Genomic DNA, 17179 nt, shown 5'->3' on the forward strand with positions numbered 1-17179 from the left:
TACCACGGGGCAGGCCCGATGGGCTTGTGCGTTGGCATGGGTTGCCGGCCAGCGGCCGGCACTACCATGGGGCAGGCGCGATGGGCTTGTGCGTTGGCTTGGGTTGCCGGCCAGCAGCCGGCACTACCACGGGGCGGACGTGACGGGCTTTTGCGTTGGGTAGTGCCGGCCGCTGGCCGGCAACCCCAGCAGACTGTCAGCAACATCCTCATGGAATCTCGCGCTGTTCCCCGACAGCCAGCGAGGTCTGCCTGATCCACGATGGGCCATGAGCAGCGATCTCCTGCGCCACGGGCGGCGCTCCATCATCGGTCAGGTATATGTGCTGACCACGACAACATGCCAGCGCCGCCGACGCTTTGAATGCGGCGCTACCGCAGGCTGCGTCTCCAGCCAGTTTGAGGAACTGGAGCGACAAGGCCTGGTCCAGTCACTGGCATGGGTGGTGATGCCGGATCATGTGCATTGGATGTTGCGACTGCGTGCGTCGGAGCTGTCGGGCATCGCCCGCCGGTTCAAATCATCCAGCGCGTTGGCCTTGAATCGGCTGGTCGGTCGCCGCGGCGTGGTCTGGCAGTCCGGGTACTTCGATCATGCGGTCAGGGCAGAGGAATCGTTGCATCGCCAGGCTCTGTATATCCTGGGAAATCCCATTCGAGCGGGCCTGGCCAGGGAGATTGGCCAGTATCCCTATGCGTGGTCGATCTGGTAGTGCCGGCCGCTGGCCGGCAACCAGGCGGTGTTTCCGGAGATTCATGAGGCTGCCGGCCAGCGGCCGGCACTACCATGGGGCAGGCGCGCGGGTTTTTCCTGTCGGGTAGTGCCGGCCGCTGGCCGGCAACCAGGCGGTGCGTCCGGAGGTTCACGAAGTTGCCGGCCAGCGGCCGGCACTACGGCAGGGTGAGCCGATACACCAGCACCCGGTTGTCGTTGTCGTACGCACTGTCGCAGTGCTCGCCCTGCATGCGGCAGTTGCGGGCGGTGAAGTCGTTGTCGTTGCCGATCAGCAGCAGTACGTCGTTCGGGTGCTCTGGATCAAGCGCCGGCAAGACGTCCATTGCTTCCCACTTCTCCGACAGCAATCCCGGGTGAGGGCCACGTCCTGTATCCAGGTCCAGCCCGGCCCGGGCCAGCTGCGGCCGGTCGAGCAGGTTCAGCACCTCTTTGACGTTGGCGGGCACGATGCCGGTCTTCAACATGGCGTCAGCGGGATCGGCCAGCACCGATGCCGTGCCGGTCTCATAGGCCGTGCCCACCAGATTGGAGGCCTGCGCCACGTTCACCAGCAGCACCGATTTATAGACGATCGGGTCGTCGCCCTCCTTGCCCAGTCCATTGCCATCGCGCGCCAGCATCAGGAAACGCTCGTTGTCCAGCGCACGCAGCTCGCTCTGTGCAGCGGTACGGTCGAGCTTGCCTTTGCCGTCGTGGGCGTAGGCGGGCAGGATCATCACATGGTGGCCCACCGGTTGCGTCGGCGTCGGGTTGGCAGACACGTCGTAGACCAGTACGCGGGTGTTGATGCGGCCGGCGGCATTGCCCGCCGCGCTGTCCTGCATCAGCGCGCTCTGCAGGGCAACGAACAGCCGTGTGCCGTCGGGCGACAGGCCCATGCCTTCCACGCCCTGGTTGTTGCGGCGCCCGGTCTGCGGCGGAGCCAATGATCCAAAGGCAGGCTTGCCATCACGTTGTGGCTGGATCGCCTGCGGCGGCACGATCACGCCCTGCAGCTGGCCCTGTGCGTTGAAGTAATAGACGTTGGCGGTGTACTCGTCGCCGATGTAGAAGTGGCCGTCCGCAGTGAACTGCAGCGATTCGGCATCAAGTGCGACCTTGCCGGCCCCCGCGCCCACGGCGGGGGAGGGCAGCACCACGCCACGCTGGATGATGGTGTGATCACCGGGGTCGGCACCGGTGAATGGCTGGCCGTTGTAGTCCTTCAGCACCAGCCCCTTTTCCGGCTTCATCGTCAGCGTGCCGAAGCTCTCTGGCTTGTCCGCGGGCCAGTCGATGCGCAGCTGCATGCGCTCCAGGCGACCGGCGTAGTCGTAGAACAGGCCGGCTTCYGGATCGTTGCGACCGCGGTCGGGCAGGGTCCACAGCACCCCTTCATAGCCACGCGCGGTACGCCGCCACGTGCCCGGCTGTACCGCCAACGACGAGAACGAGCCCAGCGTATCGCCGAGGAAGTCCACGGTGCCGGCCGGCAATCGTCCGGCGGCGACCAATCCCCTGTCCACGTAAGTGAAGCTGGCCACGTCCACCGCGCGTGGTGGCATGCCGCGGGCTTCATGCGGTGCGTTGTAGCCGCTGACCGAGAGCGCGGCCAACAGCAGGGCAGTAGCGGACATCAATGGACTCCTCGGCCGGCGATCAGAAACGGATGTCGATGGTACCGAACACCTGGCGAGGTGCCGACGCATGGAACACATACAGCTTGCCGGCCGGGTCGCTGGGTGCGAACACGCTCGAGTCCAGGTTGCTGGCGTAGCGCTTGTCACCCACGTTGGTCACGTTCAGCGACAGGCGCATGCCCTTGGCGAAGCCAACCTGACCGAAATCGTAGCCACCGGCCAGGTCGAACACGGTGAAGCCACCAAAGCCCTGGTCGTTGGTATAGGTGTAGAAGCGTTCGCCGGTGTACTTGCCGCGCAGGCTGGCGAACCAGCCGTTGTCGCGCCAGGTGATTTCGGTGGCCAGCAGCTGCTTGGGCGTGTCGGTCTGGATCTTGCCCTTGATCTGCTGCTCGACGCCGGCCTGCGTGTAGTTGGAGGCATATGTCGAGCGGTTCAGCGACGCCGAGGTGTACCAGCTGAAGTGCTCGTTCGGTGTCCACAGCACGGTCAGTTCAGCACCGCGGCTGTCGACGCCGCCGACATTGTAGAAACGGTTGCCGCAGGTGGGGCCGACCGGCTGCCGCGAATCGCAGGGGTTGTACTGCAGCAGGCGATTGTCAAAGCGCACGCTGTAGGCAGCGACCGATGCCTGCAACGTATCGGTGACGAAGCGATAGCCCGCCTCCAGCGAGCGTGATTCTTCCGGCTTCAGGTTGCCCTGCGCGTTCCAGGTGGCCTGGCTGACCGCCTGTGGGCCAAGTTTGAAGCCGCCCTGGAACATGGCGATGTTCTCGGCGTAGCTGGCGAACACTTCGTGATGCTCGCTGAGGCGGAAGTTGGCACCCACGCTGGGCAGGAAATTCCTGCTGGCCTTCAGCGAACCGGTGGCGAACTGGTTGTTCGAGCTCGGCAGGATCGGTGTCTTCGCATCGCCCGGCAGCACCTGCGCATCGGAGGTGGCGTGCGGGCTCTTGGCGCCGAACTCCAGGGTCAGGCGGTCATCGAGCAGGCGCCAGGTGTCCTTCAGGAAGAACTGGTGGGTCCTCCAGCGCGTACGCTGGGCGAACACGCCCACATCCGAGGGCAGGGTGTTCATGCCGCTGAGGTCGCGTGGACCGTCCACCGCCGTCTGGTAGCGTTCGGCGCTGCTGGTGTTGCGTTCGTACCAGACGCCACCTTCGAGGCGGTGTGCGCCCAGCTCCCAATCGAAGTACAGCGTGCCGCCATCGCGGTCGATGGTGTAGATGGTGTTGCGGAAGATGATCGGGATTTCCTGCGCGGTGCCTTTGTTGGACCACGCACCGCTGTTCCAGTTGTGGCCTTCGCCGCGGTCATCGTGGTGGTAGGCCAGTGCCCGCAAGCTGAAGCCATCGGCCAGGAAGAAATCACCGGCCAGGTAGTACAGGTTGTCATCGCGCAGGATCTGCCCGGCGGTGAATGCGCCGTCGGCGTCCTTGTCCGGACCGCTGTTGTCGCACTTCTTCGCGTTGAGGCTGGCGGTGTTGCAGTAGGCCTTGGCCACGGCCTTGTTCCAGTCCGGTGCGTAGCCGCCCCAGTCCCAGCCCAGGCCGCGGGACATCTCGTCCTTGGACAGGTAGAAGTAGTCCGCCTGGCTGGTCCGCGAAGTGTCGACGAAACCTGTGATCTGGCCGCTGCCGAAGTTCCACACGCCCTTCGCGTTGAACTGCTTGGTAGTGGATTTGTTGTACGCGGTCTGGTCGTTCCACAGGTCCGAGACCGCGTTCATGCCCGATACGTAGCCGGAGAATCCGTTGTACTCGCCGCTGTCCACGCGCACGAAGGTGCGACGGTTGGCATCGCTGCCGATGGTCTGCACCACGCGGCCGCCCAGTTCCTGCGCTGGGCCGTCGGAGGTATAGGAAATGGTGCCGCCGAGGTTGCTGGTGGACGGCGTGCCGAGGCTGCCGATGCCCACCGCCAGTTCGGCGCCCGCCATGTTCTCGCTGATCAGCGCACGGTTGATGGTCAGGCCGTTGTAGTTGTTGTACGCACCATCGCCCAGCGGCACGCCGTCCAGCGTGTAGCCCAGGCGGGTGGAGTTGAAACCGCGCAGGCTCAGGGTCATCGACTGTTCGTTGGTGCCCAGCGCGTCGGCCGACTGCGCGTTGACGCCGGGCAGCAGGTTGAGCGTCTTCTGCAGGCTGGTACCCGGCGGCAGGATGTCCAGATTCTCGCGGGTGATGCGCTGCACCTGGCGCGCCTCGCCACTGCCGATGACTGAAACCGCATCGAGTTCGGTGGCCGACGGCGCCTGCTGCGCCCACGCGGTCGGTGCAAGGGCCAGGGACAACGCAGCAGCCAACAGGGTCTTGGTCATGGAACAGGCACTCAGGCAAGCGCGAGCCGCCGCATGGAAGCGGAGCTCAGGCAGATGAAAGGGGAAACACGCGATGCGATCACGGGCGCCTTGGGCGCCGCGCGATCAACGTGAAAATGGTGCGCTAGACAGATGACTGTCTGGTGACATGGTCATCGAACCCCGTGCCACGGGTAGATGCCAACCTTGGTTGGCATGCGGCGCTGCGGACCGCTGCGTTGTGTTGTCGAGAGGCGCCAACCAAGGTTGGCATCTACCGGAGTGGCAGCGTCGACGGGATCAACCCGCGTTGCGCGGCTTGCGTGTGCGTTTGGGTTTTGCTGCATCAGCGCCGCTGGCGGCACCATCCTGCAACGCCTGCAGCCACGACAGCGTATCGACATAGTCGATGAAGTGGCGCAGATACCCGGGGCTGGTCGCCTGCATCGTGTCCAGCATGCGCTGCACCAGCACCGCCGAGTTCAGCGGGCCACCATCCGCCGGGGCTTCGGTGCGCAGCGAGCGGCGCACCTGCAGTTCGCTGCGCAGCTCGGACCACTCGCGGCGCACGTCGTCCAGCATCGGCACCTGCGGGTAGTGCAGCAGCGATCGCGACCCGCTGTCGAGGTCGCGCACCAGGGCACGCAATCCCTCCAAAGGCGAGGGCTCAGCTGCCATTGCCGTTTTTCTCGCCTGGCGCAGCAGCCTTGGGCTTGGGAATCGGCGCGATCTCCACACGGCGGTTGCGCGCGCGACCATCTTCGTTGGCATTGGAGCTGACCGGCTGCTCGCTGCCGAACGCGGCGGCGAACACCGCATCGGCCGGTACGCCGTCGGCGATCAGGGTACGGGTGACCGTCAGCGAGCGCTGCGCGGACAGCTCCCAGTTGTCGGCAAAACGGCGGTTGCCTTCCCGCACCGGTGCGTCATCGGTGAAACCGCTGACCATCAGGATCTCTTCGCGCGTGCCGAGATAGGCCGCCAGCGGCGCGGCCAGGCTGCGCAGCAGTTCCTGGCCTTCCGGCTGCAGCTGGTCGGAGTTCAGCGCGAACAGCACGCTGCCGCTGATGCCGATGCGGCCATTCACCAGCGTCACCCGGCCGGCGGCGAGCGGGCCAGCCAGCGCCTGTTCCAGCGTCTGCAGGCGCTTGGCTTCGGCCTGGCGCTGCTTGACCTCCTGGTCCAGGCGCTGCGACAACTCCAGCTGCACGGCGACCACGCCGACCAGGATCAGCACGAACGCGCCCAGCAGCACCGACATCAGATCGCCGAATGCCGCCCAGATCGGGGCGTGTGAGCCGCCGTCGACCTCCAGCTCGTCGCTCATGCGCTGCCGGCCTTGCCGCGGCGCGCGGCCAGCTGCTGCAGTTCTTCCATCACCTGCTTCTGTGACAGCAGGCTGAGGTCGACCACCTCGCGCGCCTGCGCCACGTAGTACGCCAACTGCTCATCGCTGCGCGCCAGCGAGGCGTCCAGCGCACCGCCAATCTGCTCCAGGCGCCCGGAGAGCTCTGCCGAAGCGGTGCCGAACTGCTCGACGGCAGCGCCGAAGGTGCCGGCCAGCTGGCCCACTTCACCGGCACTGCCATTGAGCAACGTGGCGATGCCATCGAGCTTGCCGGTCTCGGCCGCGATATGGTCGCTGAAACGGCTACCGACGCGTTCCAGCAGTTCGGCCGAGCCTCCGACCAGTGCATCGACAGCGGTGCGCTGCTCGTGCGAGGCGTGGTTGATCGCGTCCAGCAGGGTCTGCACGGTGGCCAGCAGGTGGCCGCGTTCTTCCAGCATCCTGTTGTCGCGCACCAGGCTTTCGGACAGGGTGCTGCGCAGTTCGTTGATGACCTCGGCGGCGGCCTTCGGTGCCGCGGCCGCAGTCTGCAGCAGGGTGGACACTTCGGCCAGCGTGGCGCTGGCCTGGGCACGGCCGTTCTCGCCGATCTGCTGCGCGGTCTGTGCCAACGTGTCGCAGACCTGCTGCTGCTGTTCGGCAAGGCGCTGGCCATCGGCCTGCAGGCGCTCGGCCAGATCGGCCGAAACGCTCTGCAACGCATCGCTCCAGCGCTGCAGGCGCTGTTCGTCGCCTGCCAGCAGCTGGGCCTGCAACGCCGCGTGCGCCTGCTGCAGCTCGGTACTTACCGCGTCCCAACGCAGCTGGCGCTGCTGTTCGCGTGCATCCAGGCCCGCCTGCAGTTCGGCATGCGCCGTGGCGGTGGCGGCCTGTGCGGCCTGCCAATCCTGCAGGCGCTGTTGTTCGTGTTCCTGCAGCAGCGACTGGCCGGCGGCGTGGCGCTCATCCAGGGCATGCAGCAGCGCCTGCGCACGGTCATCCAGGTGGCTGCTGGCATGCTGCAGCGCCTGCTGCTGGCGCTCGACCAGTTCACTGTTCAATGCATGCTGCTGTTCGGCAGCAGCGCGCCAGGCCTCGGCGTTGCTGCTGGCATCGGCCTGCAGGCGCTCGCCGATGCGTGCCACCAGGGCTTCACCCTGCGTGCTCTGGCCTTCGCTGAAGGACTGCAGATGCTGGCGCAGTTCGGCAACCAGCGCCTGCTGCGCGCCGGTCTGCTCGGCCACTACCCTGGCCCAGCTCGCTTCGGTCGCCACGCGGCTGCGCTCGAAGCCCTCGGCCAGACCATTCAACTGCTGCTGCACGGCCTGTTCGACACGCGAATGCAGCGCCTGGCCGTGGCTGGCCAGACCGGCCAAGGTGGTTTCGGCCATCGGTTGCAGTGCGCCACCAATGGCCGCAGCACTGGCTTCGGCCCCCTCGCGCAGCGACTGCTGCAGCGAGGTTGCCAGGCGTTCCTGCAACGCCTGGCTCTGCGTCAGGAACTCGGCCTGACCGGCCAGCAGGCGCTCATTGGCGGCCGCGCTGTGCTGTTCGAAGGTGCTGGTCATCGCCTGCAGGCGATCGATCAGCGTAGGCAGCGCCGCAGACTGCGACTGCAGCAGGCGCAGCGACTCGGCACGCTGCCAGGCTTGCGAATACGGATGCAGGTCAGTGGCGATGGCGCGGTCCAGCTGCTGCACCACCTGCAGGCGGTCGCGGCGCAGCAGTGCCGACAGCAGGCCCAGCATGGCCGAGCTGGCCACGCCGGCGATGGACGTGCCGAAGGCCACCGCCAGCCCCTGCACTGGCGAGGCCAGCGAGCCGCGGATGGCCGCCATGTCGGTGGCGCTCTGCAGCGCCAGGCCGGTGCCGCGCAGGGTGTCCATCATGCCCAGCAGCGTGCCGAGCATGCCCAGCAGCACCAGCAGGCCTACCAGATAGGGCGTCAGCACCGGCGAGGGCAGGGCGGTGCGTTCGCCTTCCACGCGCAGGCGCACGGCATTGCGCAGGCCCAGCGGCAAACGCTCCAGCCACGGTGCCAGGCTTTCCTTGGCCAGCGAAAGGTCAGCCAGTGCGGCGCGCAGGCCATTGCTGGCCTGCCGGTAGCGGTACAGCTCCACGCCACCGGCGATGTAGCAGGCTGCGATGATCGCTGCCACGGCTGCACCCAGCGGGTGCACCGAGACATAGCCGACGCCAATCCAGCACACGGCCAGCAGGCCAGCAAGGAAGACAAGGACGTGGAAAACAGTTCTGGACATGGTGTTCCGGTCAGTGTGAGCGCAGGGCGGCAAGCAGCCCCTGGATCGGGTGGAAGCGCAGTTGCAGCTCGGCGAGCAGCAGCGTGCGCATGTCGTGGCGGAAGGACGCGCGCCAGCCGGGCTGGCCGTGCACGCGTTCGAATCGGGCACCCAGCACCGCCGGGGCGGTGGCGAGCAGGCTGTGCTCGCGCGGGCTCAAGGTCTGCTCCATCACCGCATCGACCTCGGCCAGCCGCGCCAGCTCCGGTGACGCCTGCACCAGCTGGTCGCGCAGGCGGCCGCGCAGGCGGCCGGTAGCGGTCTGGATGGCCTGCTGCAGCACCCGGTAGCGCTGCCGCAACGAAGCGAAGTTCGGCGCGGCGGCGGCCTCGGCCAGGTCCAGCAGGCGCTCGGCCTCGGCATCCTCGCTCAGCGAAGCCAACAGGCTCGCTTCGGCCTGGGCGCAATCGGCCAGCAGATCATCCAGCGCTTCGGCGGCCTCGGCCGGTTCAGCCAGGCGGCCATCCAGCGCCCCGGCAAGGGCCACGGCACGGCTCCAGTCCACCCACTGGCCGAGGCGATCGGTCAGGGCGGGACTGGAGGCCGGCATCGCGCCGTCGCTGAGACGGGCGAGCAGACGGAGGAAGTCCGGTCCATCCACGACCGGCTGCGCTGCGTTCGCCATCAAGGGGGTGGGGGCCAAAAACCGTTGATTTTACAACCAGATGAGGCCGGCCGTATGAAGGCGGGGGCGAGGGGCAGCACCGATCGGGCCACAAGGCTTAAAATGGTCGGCTGTACCACCGCACCCCGACTTCTGGAGCTTGAGATGACCGTTGCGCAGTTCTACCCGATCGGCACCCCCGGACAGCCCTGGGGCGACGCCGAACGCGCGCAGTGGCGGGCCCGCCAGCAGCGACAGCGCAGCTACCACGAAGACGTGGTGACCGCGCTGGAACGGCTGGACGAGCGCTTCGACGTGGTGCAGTACGGCCAATTGGACTACGCCCCGGACCACTACCCTCTGTTTGCGGTGGTGAACCACGACTGGAACCCGGCCCTGCCGACCGCGCTGGTCACCGGCGGCGTGCATGGCTACGAAACCAGCGGCGTGCATGGCGCCCTGCAGTTCCTGGAGCAGCACGCCGAGCGTTACCTGGGCCGCTTCAACCTGATCGTGGCCCCGTGCGTGAGCCCGTGGGGCTATGAGCGCATCCAGCGCTGGAACCCCATCGCCATCGATCCCAACCGCAGCTTCCGTGACGGCGGCCTGATCGAGGAAGCCGCCTCGCTGATGCGCTGGGTGGCCGAACGCAAGGCCAACATCCGGGTCCACCTGGACCTGCACGAGACCACCGACAGCGATCTGCACGAGTTCGACCCGGCCCGCTGCGCCCGCGACGGCAAGCCGTTCGAGCGCGACACCATTCCCGATGGCTTCTATGTGATCGGCAACAGCGAAGACCCGCAGCACGAATTCCAGAAGGCGCTGATCGCCGCGGTGGCCCCGATCACCCACATTGCCCCGGCCGATGCCGAAGGCAATCTGGTGGGCATGCCGCTGCAGTCGTTGGGCGTGGTGTGGGGCGAGTCGCGTTCCATTGGTGCATGTGCCGGCTTCACCGATGCGCTGTATGCCACCACCACCGAGGTGTACCCGGACAGCCCGCGCACCAACCCGCAGGAATGCAACGACGCCCAGGTGGCGGCGGTGTGCGCGGGGTTGGATTTCGCTCTGGCCAACTGATCGAGTACCGCATTGCGGCGCCGAGCCTTTGCTCGGCCGCTGCAGTGCGCAGCCGGGCCAGTCAGCTCCTTCTGCCCGCTGACGACGACTGTTGGACGCGTCGACCAAGCCGGGCACCGACGCCAGCGGGCAACCGCGCAGAGGTGCCGTCTTCGCCACGAGCATGGCTTCACGGCCCGCGAGCGATGCAATCGCGATGATGTTCTCTCCAGCGAAGCTGCGTGAGACACCATCGGGAATGCTCCAGAATCTGCTTCACCTTGCACCTCTGATCACCGCCGCCATGACCTGCGTAACGGCGCTGATCTGGGTGGTCTATCTGAGCGTGTTCCTGCGCAGCTACCGCCGCCAGCAACGGCCATCCATTCTGATCACCTCCGGTGCGGGCAAGCATCTGGATGCGCACTGTTTTGTGACCAACCTTGGGTTGGAGCCGGTGTATCTGCTGGATGTGGTCATCGATCTGATCGAGCCGGGCGGCAAGGTCGTCCGCGCAGTCATTCCCGAGCGCACTGAACATTGGAACAACGCTGTCCCCGGAGAGGAGGAGGACATCCGGCGCGCCACCAACGTGGGGCCGCTCAGCAGCGGCGGAGAACGCGACCTGGGCCGCTTCCGCACGCTCATCGACCGTGCCGGCACTGAGAACCCGGACATCAAGGCGGATATCGCCTTCACCAGCCTGGAGGTGTCCGTCGTCATCGTGACCGCCAGCCAGGCCGAGCTCTGTGGCGCCTCGCGCTGCTACCACATCGACCACACCGTGGAAGGCGCGCCCTGCCTCATGGCCAAGACCATCAAGGCCAAGCAACTGCAGGGCTGGTTGGCACGCAGGACCCTGACACGTCTGTTGAGTGCCCAGCTCAGGGCCAGCGGCGAAAGCTGAAGCACCGCCCCTCTGCTTGGACAGCCGATCGCGGCAACTCTCCGCTCTTCAGCGCATCACGATCCCGTGAACATCCTCACGACGCGGCACGCACCTTGTTGAACCGTTCACTGCCCCGGCGCCAGGCGATGCATCCGGCCATCGGCTTGCGGCGTATGCCCTCATGCACGCAACGCTTCTTCCCTGCTGCTACGGACGCCCTGCATTCCCGCATGGCTGCAAGGTGGTGCAGTGACGGCAGCGAACGCTGCGCATTTCCCAGCCCGGTTGGGCTATCAACGAGGACACGAACATGCGTACCCAGATCCAGCGCCTGACCCTTGCCGCCACCGTCGCGGTTGCCTGCGCAACTGCCCCGGCCGCCTTTGCCGCCGACAACCCGATGGTGGGTGGCGTGCCGATGTACGCGAACAAGACCATTGTCGAAAACGCCTCCACCGCCCAGAACCTGAGCACCTTGGTGACTGCCGTGAAGGCGGCCGGGCTTGTCGACACGCTCAGCGGCAAGGGTCCTTTCACCGTATTTGCTCCCGACAACCAGGCTTTCGCCAAGCTGCCCGCAGGCACCGTGGAAACGCTGCTGAAGCCTGAAAACAAGGCCAAGCTGACCCAGGTCCTGACCTATCACGTGGTGCCGGGCACCTACACCTCCACCCAGCTGACCGCAGCAGCGCGCAGCCACGGTGGCAGCAGCACGCTGAAAACGGTGCAGGGTGAAGCGCTGACGGTGAAGCTGCAGGATGGCAAGGTCTGGGTGGTCGACGCCAAAGGCGGCAAGTCTGCGGTGACCACCGCCGACGTGAGGCAGTCCAATGGCGTGGTGCATGTGGTCGATTCGGTGCTGATGCCGAAGTAAGCCCAGGGCCGCAACATCGATGGCAGTGCGGGAGCGGCTGGTTTCACAGGCCAGCCGCTCACGATTGAGCGCGGTTCAGCGATCAAGCGCGTCGGGCGTTGTGCCTGCCGCCGCCCAGCCCCCACCCAGCGCCAGGAACAGATCCACCTGACGGTCCCCCAGCTGCGCGCGCGATGCTGCCAGGGCAGACTCTGCATCGGCCAGCGCAGCCTCGGCAGACAGCACGTCGATGAAGTCGATCCTGCCGAACCGGTACAACTGCCCGGCCTGGTCGCTCGCATGTGCCGCGTCGTCGCGGGCGAGGGCAAGGCTGTGCTCGCGATCGATCTCCTGTGCGTAGGCCGACAGCGCGGTTTCTGTCTGCCGCAGCGCGTCCAGCACCACGCCATCGAACGATGCCAGCCTGGCATCGGCGTTGGCGCCGGCCGCATCGATCCGCGCCCGGGTTGCGCGGCGGTTCGGCCAGCGCCACGACAGCAGCGGCCCGAAGGACGCGCCGAGGCTGTCGCTGCTCAGCAGCTGCTTGAATGAACCTGCCGTGCCGGCGGACGCGCCGATGCTCACCTGTGGGTACAGGGCTGCCGTTTCCACGCCGATCATCGCGGTGGCGGCCGCCAGGCTGCGCTCGGCCGCGCGGACATCCGGGCGGCGCTGGATCAGCTGGCCACCGTCGCCGACCGGAACCGGTTGCTGCAGGCGCGGCGGTTGTTGGCAGTTGGCGACGTCCTGCGGATAGTCGGCCGGTACGCGTCCCATCAGCGCCGCCAGCGCGAACAGGGCCGCCTGCCGTTCGGCAACCAGATGCGGCACCGCCGCCGCACTGCGGTTGGCCGCCGCGCGTGCCCGGCTGACGTCGAACTCGGTTCCGCGTCCGCCGGCCGCCAAGCGCGTGGTGGCGTCCAACGTAGCGCGCTGCGTAGCGAGCACCCGCTGCGTCGCCGCCAGGGTGAGGTTGGTCGAACAGATGCCGACATAAGCGCGGGTGACAGCGGCGGCGACCACCACCCGCACCTGGTCACGTGCTGCAGCGACAGCCTCTGCATCGGCGCTGCCAGCTTCGATACCGCGGCGGATGCCACCTGCCAGATCCAGTGGGTAGGACAGGTGGATGCCGAGCGCATACACCTGCGGTGGCGAGGTGGGTGAGGTATATCCCCCGGCATGGGCCAGCGTGGCCGATGCATCTGCGTCGGTGCTTACCGAGCCCTCGGCCTGGTACTGCAGCACCATCGCCGTGGCGCGGCGCAGGTTGGCATCAGCCGCGCGCAGATCGGTGTTGGCTCGCAGTGCTTCGCTGACGTAAGCATCGAGTCGTGGATCATCGTACAGCTGCCACCAGCGGTCCGGCAGCTCCGCCTGTGCGTAGGCCGCCTGGTGGCTCGATACGAATGCGCGGCGGGCTGCCGGGGCGGCGGCAACCGCATTGGCCGGCAGCGTGTAGTCCGGGCCGGACACGCAGCCGGCCAGCGACAGCGCACAGGCGAGCACGCCCACGCGTGATGCCGTGCCGATCACTTGCAGGCTCCCTGCGCGCGCGGCGTGATGGTCACGCTGGCGGTCCTGCCGACGATCAGGCGCGTATCCGGTGCCACGTCGTCCAAGTGGATGCGCACCGGTATCCGCTGCGCCAGCCGCACCCAGGTATACGTTGACGCAACCGATGGCAGCAGGTTGTGGGTGCTCGCGCGCTGATCGTCGGCAATGCCGGCGGCGATGCTCTCCACATGCCCATGCACGTCGCGGCCATCGCCCATCAGGCGGGCGACAGCGGCATCGCCTTCGTTGATGCAGTTGAGCTTGGTTTCTTCGAAATAGCCTTCGACCCGGAGGCTGGCGCCGTCGATCAGCGCCAGCGCCTGGGCACCCGGCTGCAGGAAGTCGCCCGGGTGCAGGTCGAGGTTGGTGACGATGCCATCGGCGCTGGCGCGCACTTCGGTGCGCTGCACGTTCAGCAGCGCCACCCGCCGCTCCGCTCGGGCCTGTGCAAGGCCGGCCACTTCGGTATCGACCTTGGCGGCATTGCGCTCCCGCGTTTCCGAAGCCACCAGGTTGCCCAGCGCGATGTCCCGCTTCGATTCACGGCGGGCAAGGGCAAGCGTGGCCTGCGCGCTGTTCACCGCGGCATCGGCCTTGTCCAGCGCGGCGGCGTAGCGCGGCTGGTCCAGCACCAGCAGCAGCTGCCCGGCTTTCACCCGCTGGTTGTCCTGCACCAGCACCTGGGTGACCAGCCCGCCCATGTCCGACGCCACGCGGATCACGTCCGCCCGTACGCGGCCGTCGCGCGTCCACGGCTGCGCTTCGTAGCGGTTCCACAGGGACAGGGCCGCGATGACGGCAACGACGAAGAGGCAGAGCGTTGCGCTCCAGCGGCCAATGACACTCAACAGGTGCTTCATTTCAGGTTCTCAAGCAGGGGCGCGAGCTGGATCAGCAGCTCCGCCAGGATCACGAACAGCGAAAGGCCCACCAGCGGGCGATAGGCGAACAGTCGGTACAGGCCGAGGCTTGCCAATAACCGCGAGGCCATCATCGACAGCGCCAGCGCGATGAGTGCCACCGCCAGCAGCCCGGGAACGAAGACGCCGTCAATGGAGATATCGGAAAACATCGACTCAGTCCCCATGTACGATCAACGGAGCGATCAGGTCACGGCGCAGGCCGCAAAGCAGCGCAAGAACAGGCTTGGATGCGCCGTTGCTGCCAGCGATGATCACCTCGCGTGTGCGCTCGAGTGATTCCAGCACCGGCGTATCCACTGTGCGGCATGTGGAGGTACGGATACGGAAGTGGGCCGACGCGCTGTGCAGCAACTGGGCCAGGCAGTCGTGGCTGCGGCGATCATTCAACGCCCCGCCAATTACGCGAAGTTCGGCCACGGCACTGGCCGCGCGCATGTCCGCAAACAGCGTCCGCAACGTGGGGGCTGCATCCGGATGGCCGCGCAGGCGAGGGGCAAGCAGCGCAAGCCGATCCACCATGCGGCTTGTCCAGTCGCTGGCATTTCGCACCTGCCCGGCGGCGCGGCGTGCGATGTCCCGTCGGATCACATCCTGCAGGCGCGCGCGGCTGCGATTGCTGTCCAGCGTCTGCAACAGCGACATGCTGCACAGCGCCGCCGCCGTACCCACGAACAGCGCGACGCTGCTGTTGAGCGCGCCCGCGATGTGGGTGGCATTGGTGGCGCCCAACCCGGCGATGAGGGGGAAGGTGAGCACTACCCCCAATGCGCCCATGATGAACGGCGGGCGGGCGAGGAACGAGCCACACACCAGCAGTGCCGGCGCCAGTGCCATGGCCAGGCCGACGAAATCGGACAGACCCGGAAAGATCAACAGCGCGTAGAACAGCCCGATGACCACGCCGATGGTCGACCCGATCAGATAGCGCATGACATGCCCGGCAGGTGCCTCGGTGGTCCCGAACAACACGCAGGCCGTGCCGATGATGGAGACGGCGGTTGCACCATCGGACCACGCGGTAATGATCCACAGCGCGCAGGCCAGTACGATGCCAACGAAGGCACCCAAGGCGCTGCGCAGGGCGATCCGGTGGTCACGATGCAGCACATGACCGCTCGCCTTCCTGGCAAGGTGCGCGGGCACATGCAGGCGCCAGGCCGGGCGGGCGGCGTGCAGCTGCTCTTCCAGCAGCCGGCAGTCGTGATGCGCAGCATCGAGTTCGGCCTGACCTGCGCAGAGATCTGCACGCATCAATTCCTGCCAAGTGGTGTGCGCCGTGCCAGCGGGCTGCGCGCGCAACTGGGCCAGTGATTCGTCCACGGCGCTGGACAGCATCAGCACATCGAGCATCCGGTCATGCAGTGCGCGCAGGATCTGCACCTGGGCGACGCCGTGCACACTGTCGAACGGCAGGTGGATGGACAGCGTGTGCAGGTCGAGGAGGTCCGCGGCTACCTTGGAGCGATCCGCAGCCAGTACCGTTTCGTTTGCGCCAGCGCGCATGTCCCGCGTCCAGCGCTCCGCATCGGCGAGGATCGATGCGACGCGCGCGTGCACACGCGGCGAGACCCGGCGTGGCCACAGCAGGCCATGGACCAGCGTCGCCGCAAGAATGCCGATGGAGATTTCCTGCACGCGGGTGATGGCGATGGTGAAGACGTCATCGGGCACCATCACCGCCGGGAAACCAATCAGGCTGGTGGTGTACCCGGCCAGCAGGAAGGCGTACGCACGCGGTGTGCGGTCGAGCATGGCCAAATACAGGCACAGGCCCATCCAGGCGGCCAGTACCACGCCCAACACCATCGGCGCGTTGGCGAACCGCGGCACCAGCAGCACCGTAGCAACCGCACCGCCGACCGTTCCCAGCAGCCGGAACAGGCCACGGCTGAGTGTCGCGCCGGACATCGGCTGCGACACCAGGTAGACAGTGCCGATCACCCAGAACGGGCGGGTCAGGCCGATGCGCAGCGAGACATACAGCCCGAGGATGGCGGCGAGCAGGCATTTGAGCGAGAACAGCACCGCTTCGCGGTCGACCTTCAATGCGGGCGACGTCAACAGCGCGATGGGGCGCAAAAGCCAAGGGCGGGTGGGGGCGGGGATGTGCATGGCGCCATCGTATTCAGCGAGCCCCGTCGCCGAATTTCGCTAGAATGTCAGTCTATCGCTGAATCCGGTCATCGAGAATGACTCGCATTTCACTGCCTGGCTTTGATCTGGACCCGGACGCGACGGATCGGCCGGCAGTGGCCAGCCGCCTGCAGGTGGCCGACCACGATGCCGAGATTCCAGTGCATGACCACCGCAAGGGACAGCTGATCCTGGCACTTCATGGCGCGGTGACCTGCGAGGTGGCCAATGCGTTGTGGATCGTGCCGCCACAGTGCGGCGTGTGGATTCCGGGCAGCATGCCGCACAGCAACCGGGCCACCGCCAACGCCCGCCTGTGCTATCTGTTCGTCGAGCCGGGCGTTGTCGACCTGCCACTGCACTGCGTGACGCTGTCGATCTCGCCGATGGTGCGCGAGATGATCCTGCACCTGGCCGATGCGCCGCAGGACTACCCGCGCGGTGGGCACACCGATCGCCTGGCGCGAGTGCTGCTGGACGAACTGGTGCAGATGCCGGCCGAGCGGTTGTACCTGCCGGTGAGTGACCACCCCAAGATCCGCGCGCTGGCTGCGGCGCTGTCAGCCAATCCGGCCGACCGCAGCACCATCAGCGAGTGGGCCAAACGCCTGGCGTTGGGTGAGCGCACGTTGACGCGGCTGATTGATCGGGAAACCGGACTGTCGTTCGGGCGCTGGCGGCAGCAGCTGCATCTGCTGGTTGCCATTCGCGAGCTTGCAGGCGGCGCGGCGGTGCAGCGGGTTTCTGAAACCCTGGGCTATGAATCGGTGACGGCGTTCATCACGATGTTCAAGAAGGCGCTGGGGCAATCGCCCACGCGGTATTTTGCGGCGCGGTTGCGGGATCAGGATTCAGCTGCGCGTGGTGGTTGATGGTGA

15 protein-coding genes are annotated in these 17179 nt (G+C 66.8%); 5 read left to right on the top strand and 10 right to left on the bottom strand.

Going from position 1 to position 17179, the window contains the following annotated elements:
- Positions 1-268 precede the first annotated feature (268 nt).
- A complete protein-coding gene (locus AC1DCU_RS03720) occupies positions 269-712 on the top strand; it encodes an REP-associated tyrosine transposase (RefSeq protein ID WP_032975334.1) in 444 nt (147 codons plus the stop codon).
- A gap of 178 nt (positions 713-890) precedes the next feature.
- Here AC1DCU_RS03720 and AC1DCU_RS03725 read toward each other — a convergent pair whose 3' ends face one another.
- The 6 genes from AC1DCU_RS03725 to AC1DCU_RS03750 form a co-directional block, all read right to left on the bottom strand.
- Entirely contained in the window at positions 891-2351 is a 1461-nt protein-coding gene (locus tag AC1DCU_RS03725; RefSeq protein ID WP_478013494.1) for an esterase-like activity of phytase family protein, read from the bottom strand.
- 22 nt (positions 2352-2373) lie between these two features.
- Complete coding sequence (locus AC1DCU_RS03730; RefSeq protein ID WP_032975336.1) at positions 2374-4674, bottom strand: TonB-dependent receptor; 2301 nt, start codon at positions 4672-4674, stop codon at positions 2374-2376.
- Between the two features lie 279 nt (positions 4675-4953).
- Positions 4954-5331 (bottom strand): DUF2894 domain-containing protein, encoded by a 378-nt coding sequence (locus AC1DCU_RS03735; protein WP_032975338.1) that lies wholly within the window; start codon positions 5329-5331, stop codon positions 4954-4956.
- On the bottom strand, positions 5321-5980 hold the full coding sequence (locus AC1DCU_RS03740; RefSeq protein ID WP_025874313.1) for an OmpA family protein: 660 nt from the start codon (positions 5978-5980) through the stop codon (positions 5321-5323). The genes AC1DCU_RS03735 and AC1DCU_RS03740 overlap by 11 nt, the downstream gene beginning before the upstream one ends.
- Positions 5977-8241: a DUF802 domain-containing protein gene (locus AC1DCU_RS03745; RefSeq protein ID WP_032975339.1), complete on the bottom strand. Its 2265-nt coding sequence runs from the start codon at positions 8239-8241 to the stop codon at positions 5977-5979. Before AC1DCU_RS03745 ends, AC1DCU_RS03740 begins: the two co-directional genes overlap by 4 nt.
- A 10-nt stretch (positions 8242-8251) precedes the next feature.
- Complete coding sequence (locus AC1DCU_RS03750; RefSeq protein ID WP_032975341.1) at positions 8252-8905, bottom strand: DUF3348 family protein; 654 nt, start codon at positions 8903-8905, stop codon at positions 8252-8254.
- Between the two features lie 144 nt (positions 8906-9049).
- Here AC1DCU_RS03750 and AC1DCU_RS03755 point away from each other — a divergent pair, with 144 nt between their 5' ends.
- The 3 genes from AC1DCU_RS03755 to AC1DCU_RS03765 all read left to right on the top strand — a co-directional run bounded on the left by AC1DCU_RS03755 (position 9050) and on the right by AC1DCU_RS03765 (position 11709).
- A complete protein-coding gene (locus AC1DCU_RS03755) occupies positions 9050-9967 on the top strand; it encodes a M14 family metallopeptidase (RefSeq protein WP_032975342.1) in 918 nt (305 codons plus the stop codon).
- Positions 9968-10058: 91 nt separating this feature from the next.
- Positions 10059-10853, top strand: coding sequence for a hypothetical protein (locus AC1DCU_RS03760; protein ID WP_152543279.1), 795 nt, complete (start codon positions 10059-10061; stop codon positions 10851-10853).
- 292 nt (positions 10854-11145) lie between these two features.
- Positions 11146-11709, top strand: coding sequence for a fasciclin domain-containing protein (locus tag AC1DCU_RS03765; RefSeq protein WP_025874323.1), 564 nt, complete (start codon positions 11146-11148; stop codon positions 11707-11709).
- A gap of 75 nt (positions 11710-11784) precedes the next feature.
- Here the strand turns inward: AC1DCU_RS03765 and AC1DCU_RS03770 are convergent, their stop codons facing one another.
- The 4 genes from AC1DCU_RS03770 to AC1DCU_RS03785 are packed head-to-tail and all read right to left on the bottom strand — an operon-like array spanning position 11785 to position 16280.
- Entirely contained in the window at positions 11785-13224 is a 1440-nt protein-coding gene (locus AC1DCU_RS03770) for an efflux transporter outer membrane subunit (protein WP_032975343.1), read from the bottom strand.
- Complete coding sequence (locus tag AC1DCU_RS03775; protein ID WP_032975344.1) at positions 13221-14105, bottom strand: HlyD family secretion protein; 885 nt, start codon at positions 14103-14105, stop codon at positions 13221-13223. The genes AC1DCU_RS03770 and AC1DCU_RS03775 overlap by 4 nt, the downstream gene beginning before the upstream one ends.
- Positions 14102-14317 carry a DUF1656 domain-containing protein gene (locus AC1DCU_RS03780; RefSeq protein WP_032975345.1) on the bottom strand — a complete coding sequence of 72 codons (216 nt, stop codon included), beginning with the start codon at positions 14315-14317 and terminating at the stop codon, positions 14102-14104. The genes AC1DCU_RS03775 and AC1DCU_RS03780 overlap by 4 nt, the downstream gene beginning before the upstream one ends.
- A gap of 4 nt (positions 14318-14321) precedes the next feature.
- A complete protein-coding gene (locus AC1DCU_RS03785; protein ID WP_442251373.1) occupies positions 14322-16280 on the bottom strand; it encodes an FUSC family protein in 1959 nt (652 codons plus the stop codon).
- 77 nt (positions 16281-16357) lie between these two features.
- On the opposite strand from AC1DCU_RS03785, the gene AC1DCU_RS03790 reads away from it, so the two are divergent.
- Positions 16358-17173 carry an AraC family transcriptional regulator gene (locus AC1DCU_RS03790; protein WP_032974530.1) on the top strand — a complete coding sequence of 272 codons (816 nt, stop codon included), beginning with the start codon at positions 16358-16360 and terminating at the stop codon, positions 17171-17173.
- The last annotated feature ends 6 nt before the right edge of the window (positions 17174-17179 follow it).

Source organism: Stenotrophomonas sp. 10L48 (genome assembly GCF_056395105.1).

Excerpts from the sequence above, each read along its gene's own strand:
- AC1DCU_RS03785 (WP_442251373.1), bottom strand. The coding sequence starts at position 16,280 with ATGCACATCCCCGCCCCCACCCGCCCTTGGCTTTTGCGCCCCATCGCG.
- AC1DCU_RS03730 (WP_032975336.1), bottom strand. The coding sequence starts at position 4,674 with ATGACCAAGACCCTGTTGGCTGCTGCGTTGTCCCTGGCCCTTGCACCG.
- AC1DCU_RS03755 (WP_032975342.1), top strand. The coding sequence starts at position 9,050 with ATGACCGTTGCGCAGTTCTACCCGATCGGCACCCCCGGACAGCCCTGG.
- AC1DCU_RS03765 (WP_025874323.1), top strand. The coding sequence starts at position 11,146 with ATGCGTACCCAGATCCAGCGCCTGACCCTTGCCGCCACCGTCGCGGTT.
- AC1DCU_RS03720 (WP_032975334.1), top strand. The coding sequence starts at position 269 with ATGAGCAGCGATCTCCTGCGCCACGGGCGGCGCTCCATCATCGGTCAG.
- AC1DCU_RS03740 (WP_025874313.1), bottom strand. The coding sequence starts at position 5,980 with ATGAGCGACGAGCTGGAGGTCGACGGCGGCTCACACGCCCCGATCTGG.
- AC1DCU_RS03790 (WP_032974530.1), top strand. The coding sequence starts at position 16,358 with ATGACTCGCATTTCACTGCCTGGCTTTGATCTGGACCCGGACGCGACG.
- AC1DCU_RS03750 (WP_032975341.1), bottom strand. The coding sequence starts at position 8,905 with ATGGCGAACGCAGCGCAGCCGGTCGTGGATGGACCGGACTTCCTCCGT.
- AC1DCU_RS03735 (WP_032975338.1), bottom strand. The coding sequence starts at position 5,331 with ATGGCAGCTGAGCCCTCGCCTTTGGAGGGATTGCGTGCCCTGGTGCGC.
- AC1DCU_RS03745 (WP_032975339.1), bottom strand. The coding sequence starts at position 8,241 with ATGTCCAGAACTGTTTTCCACGTCCTTGTCTTCCTTGCTGGCCTGCTG.
- AC1DCU_RS03780 (WP_032975345.1), bottom strand. The coding sequence starts at position 14,317 with ATGTTTTCCGATATCTCCATTGACGGCGTCTTCGTTCCCGGGCTGCTG.
- AC1DCU_RS03775 (WP_032975344.1), bottom strand. The coding sequence starts at position 14,105 with ATGAAGCACCTGTTGAGTGTCATTGGCCGCTGGAGCGCAACGCTCTGC.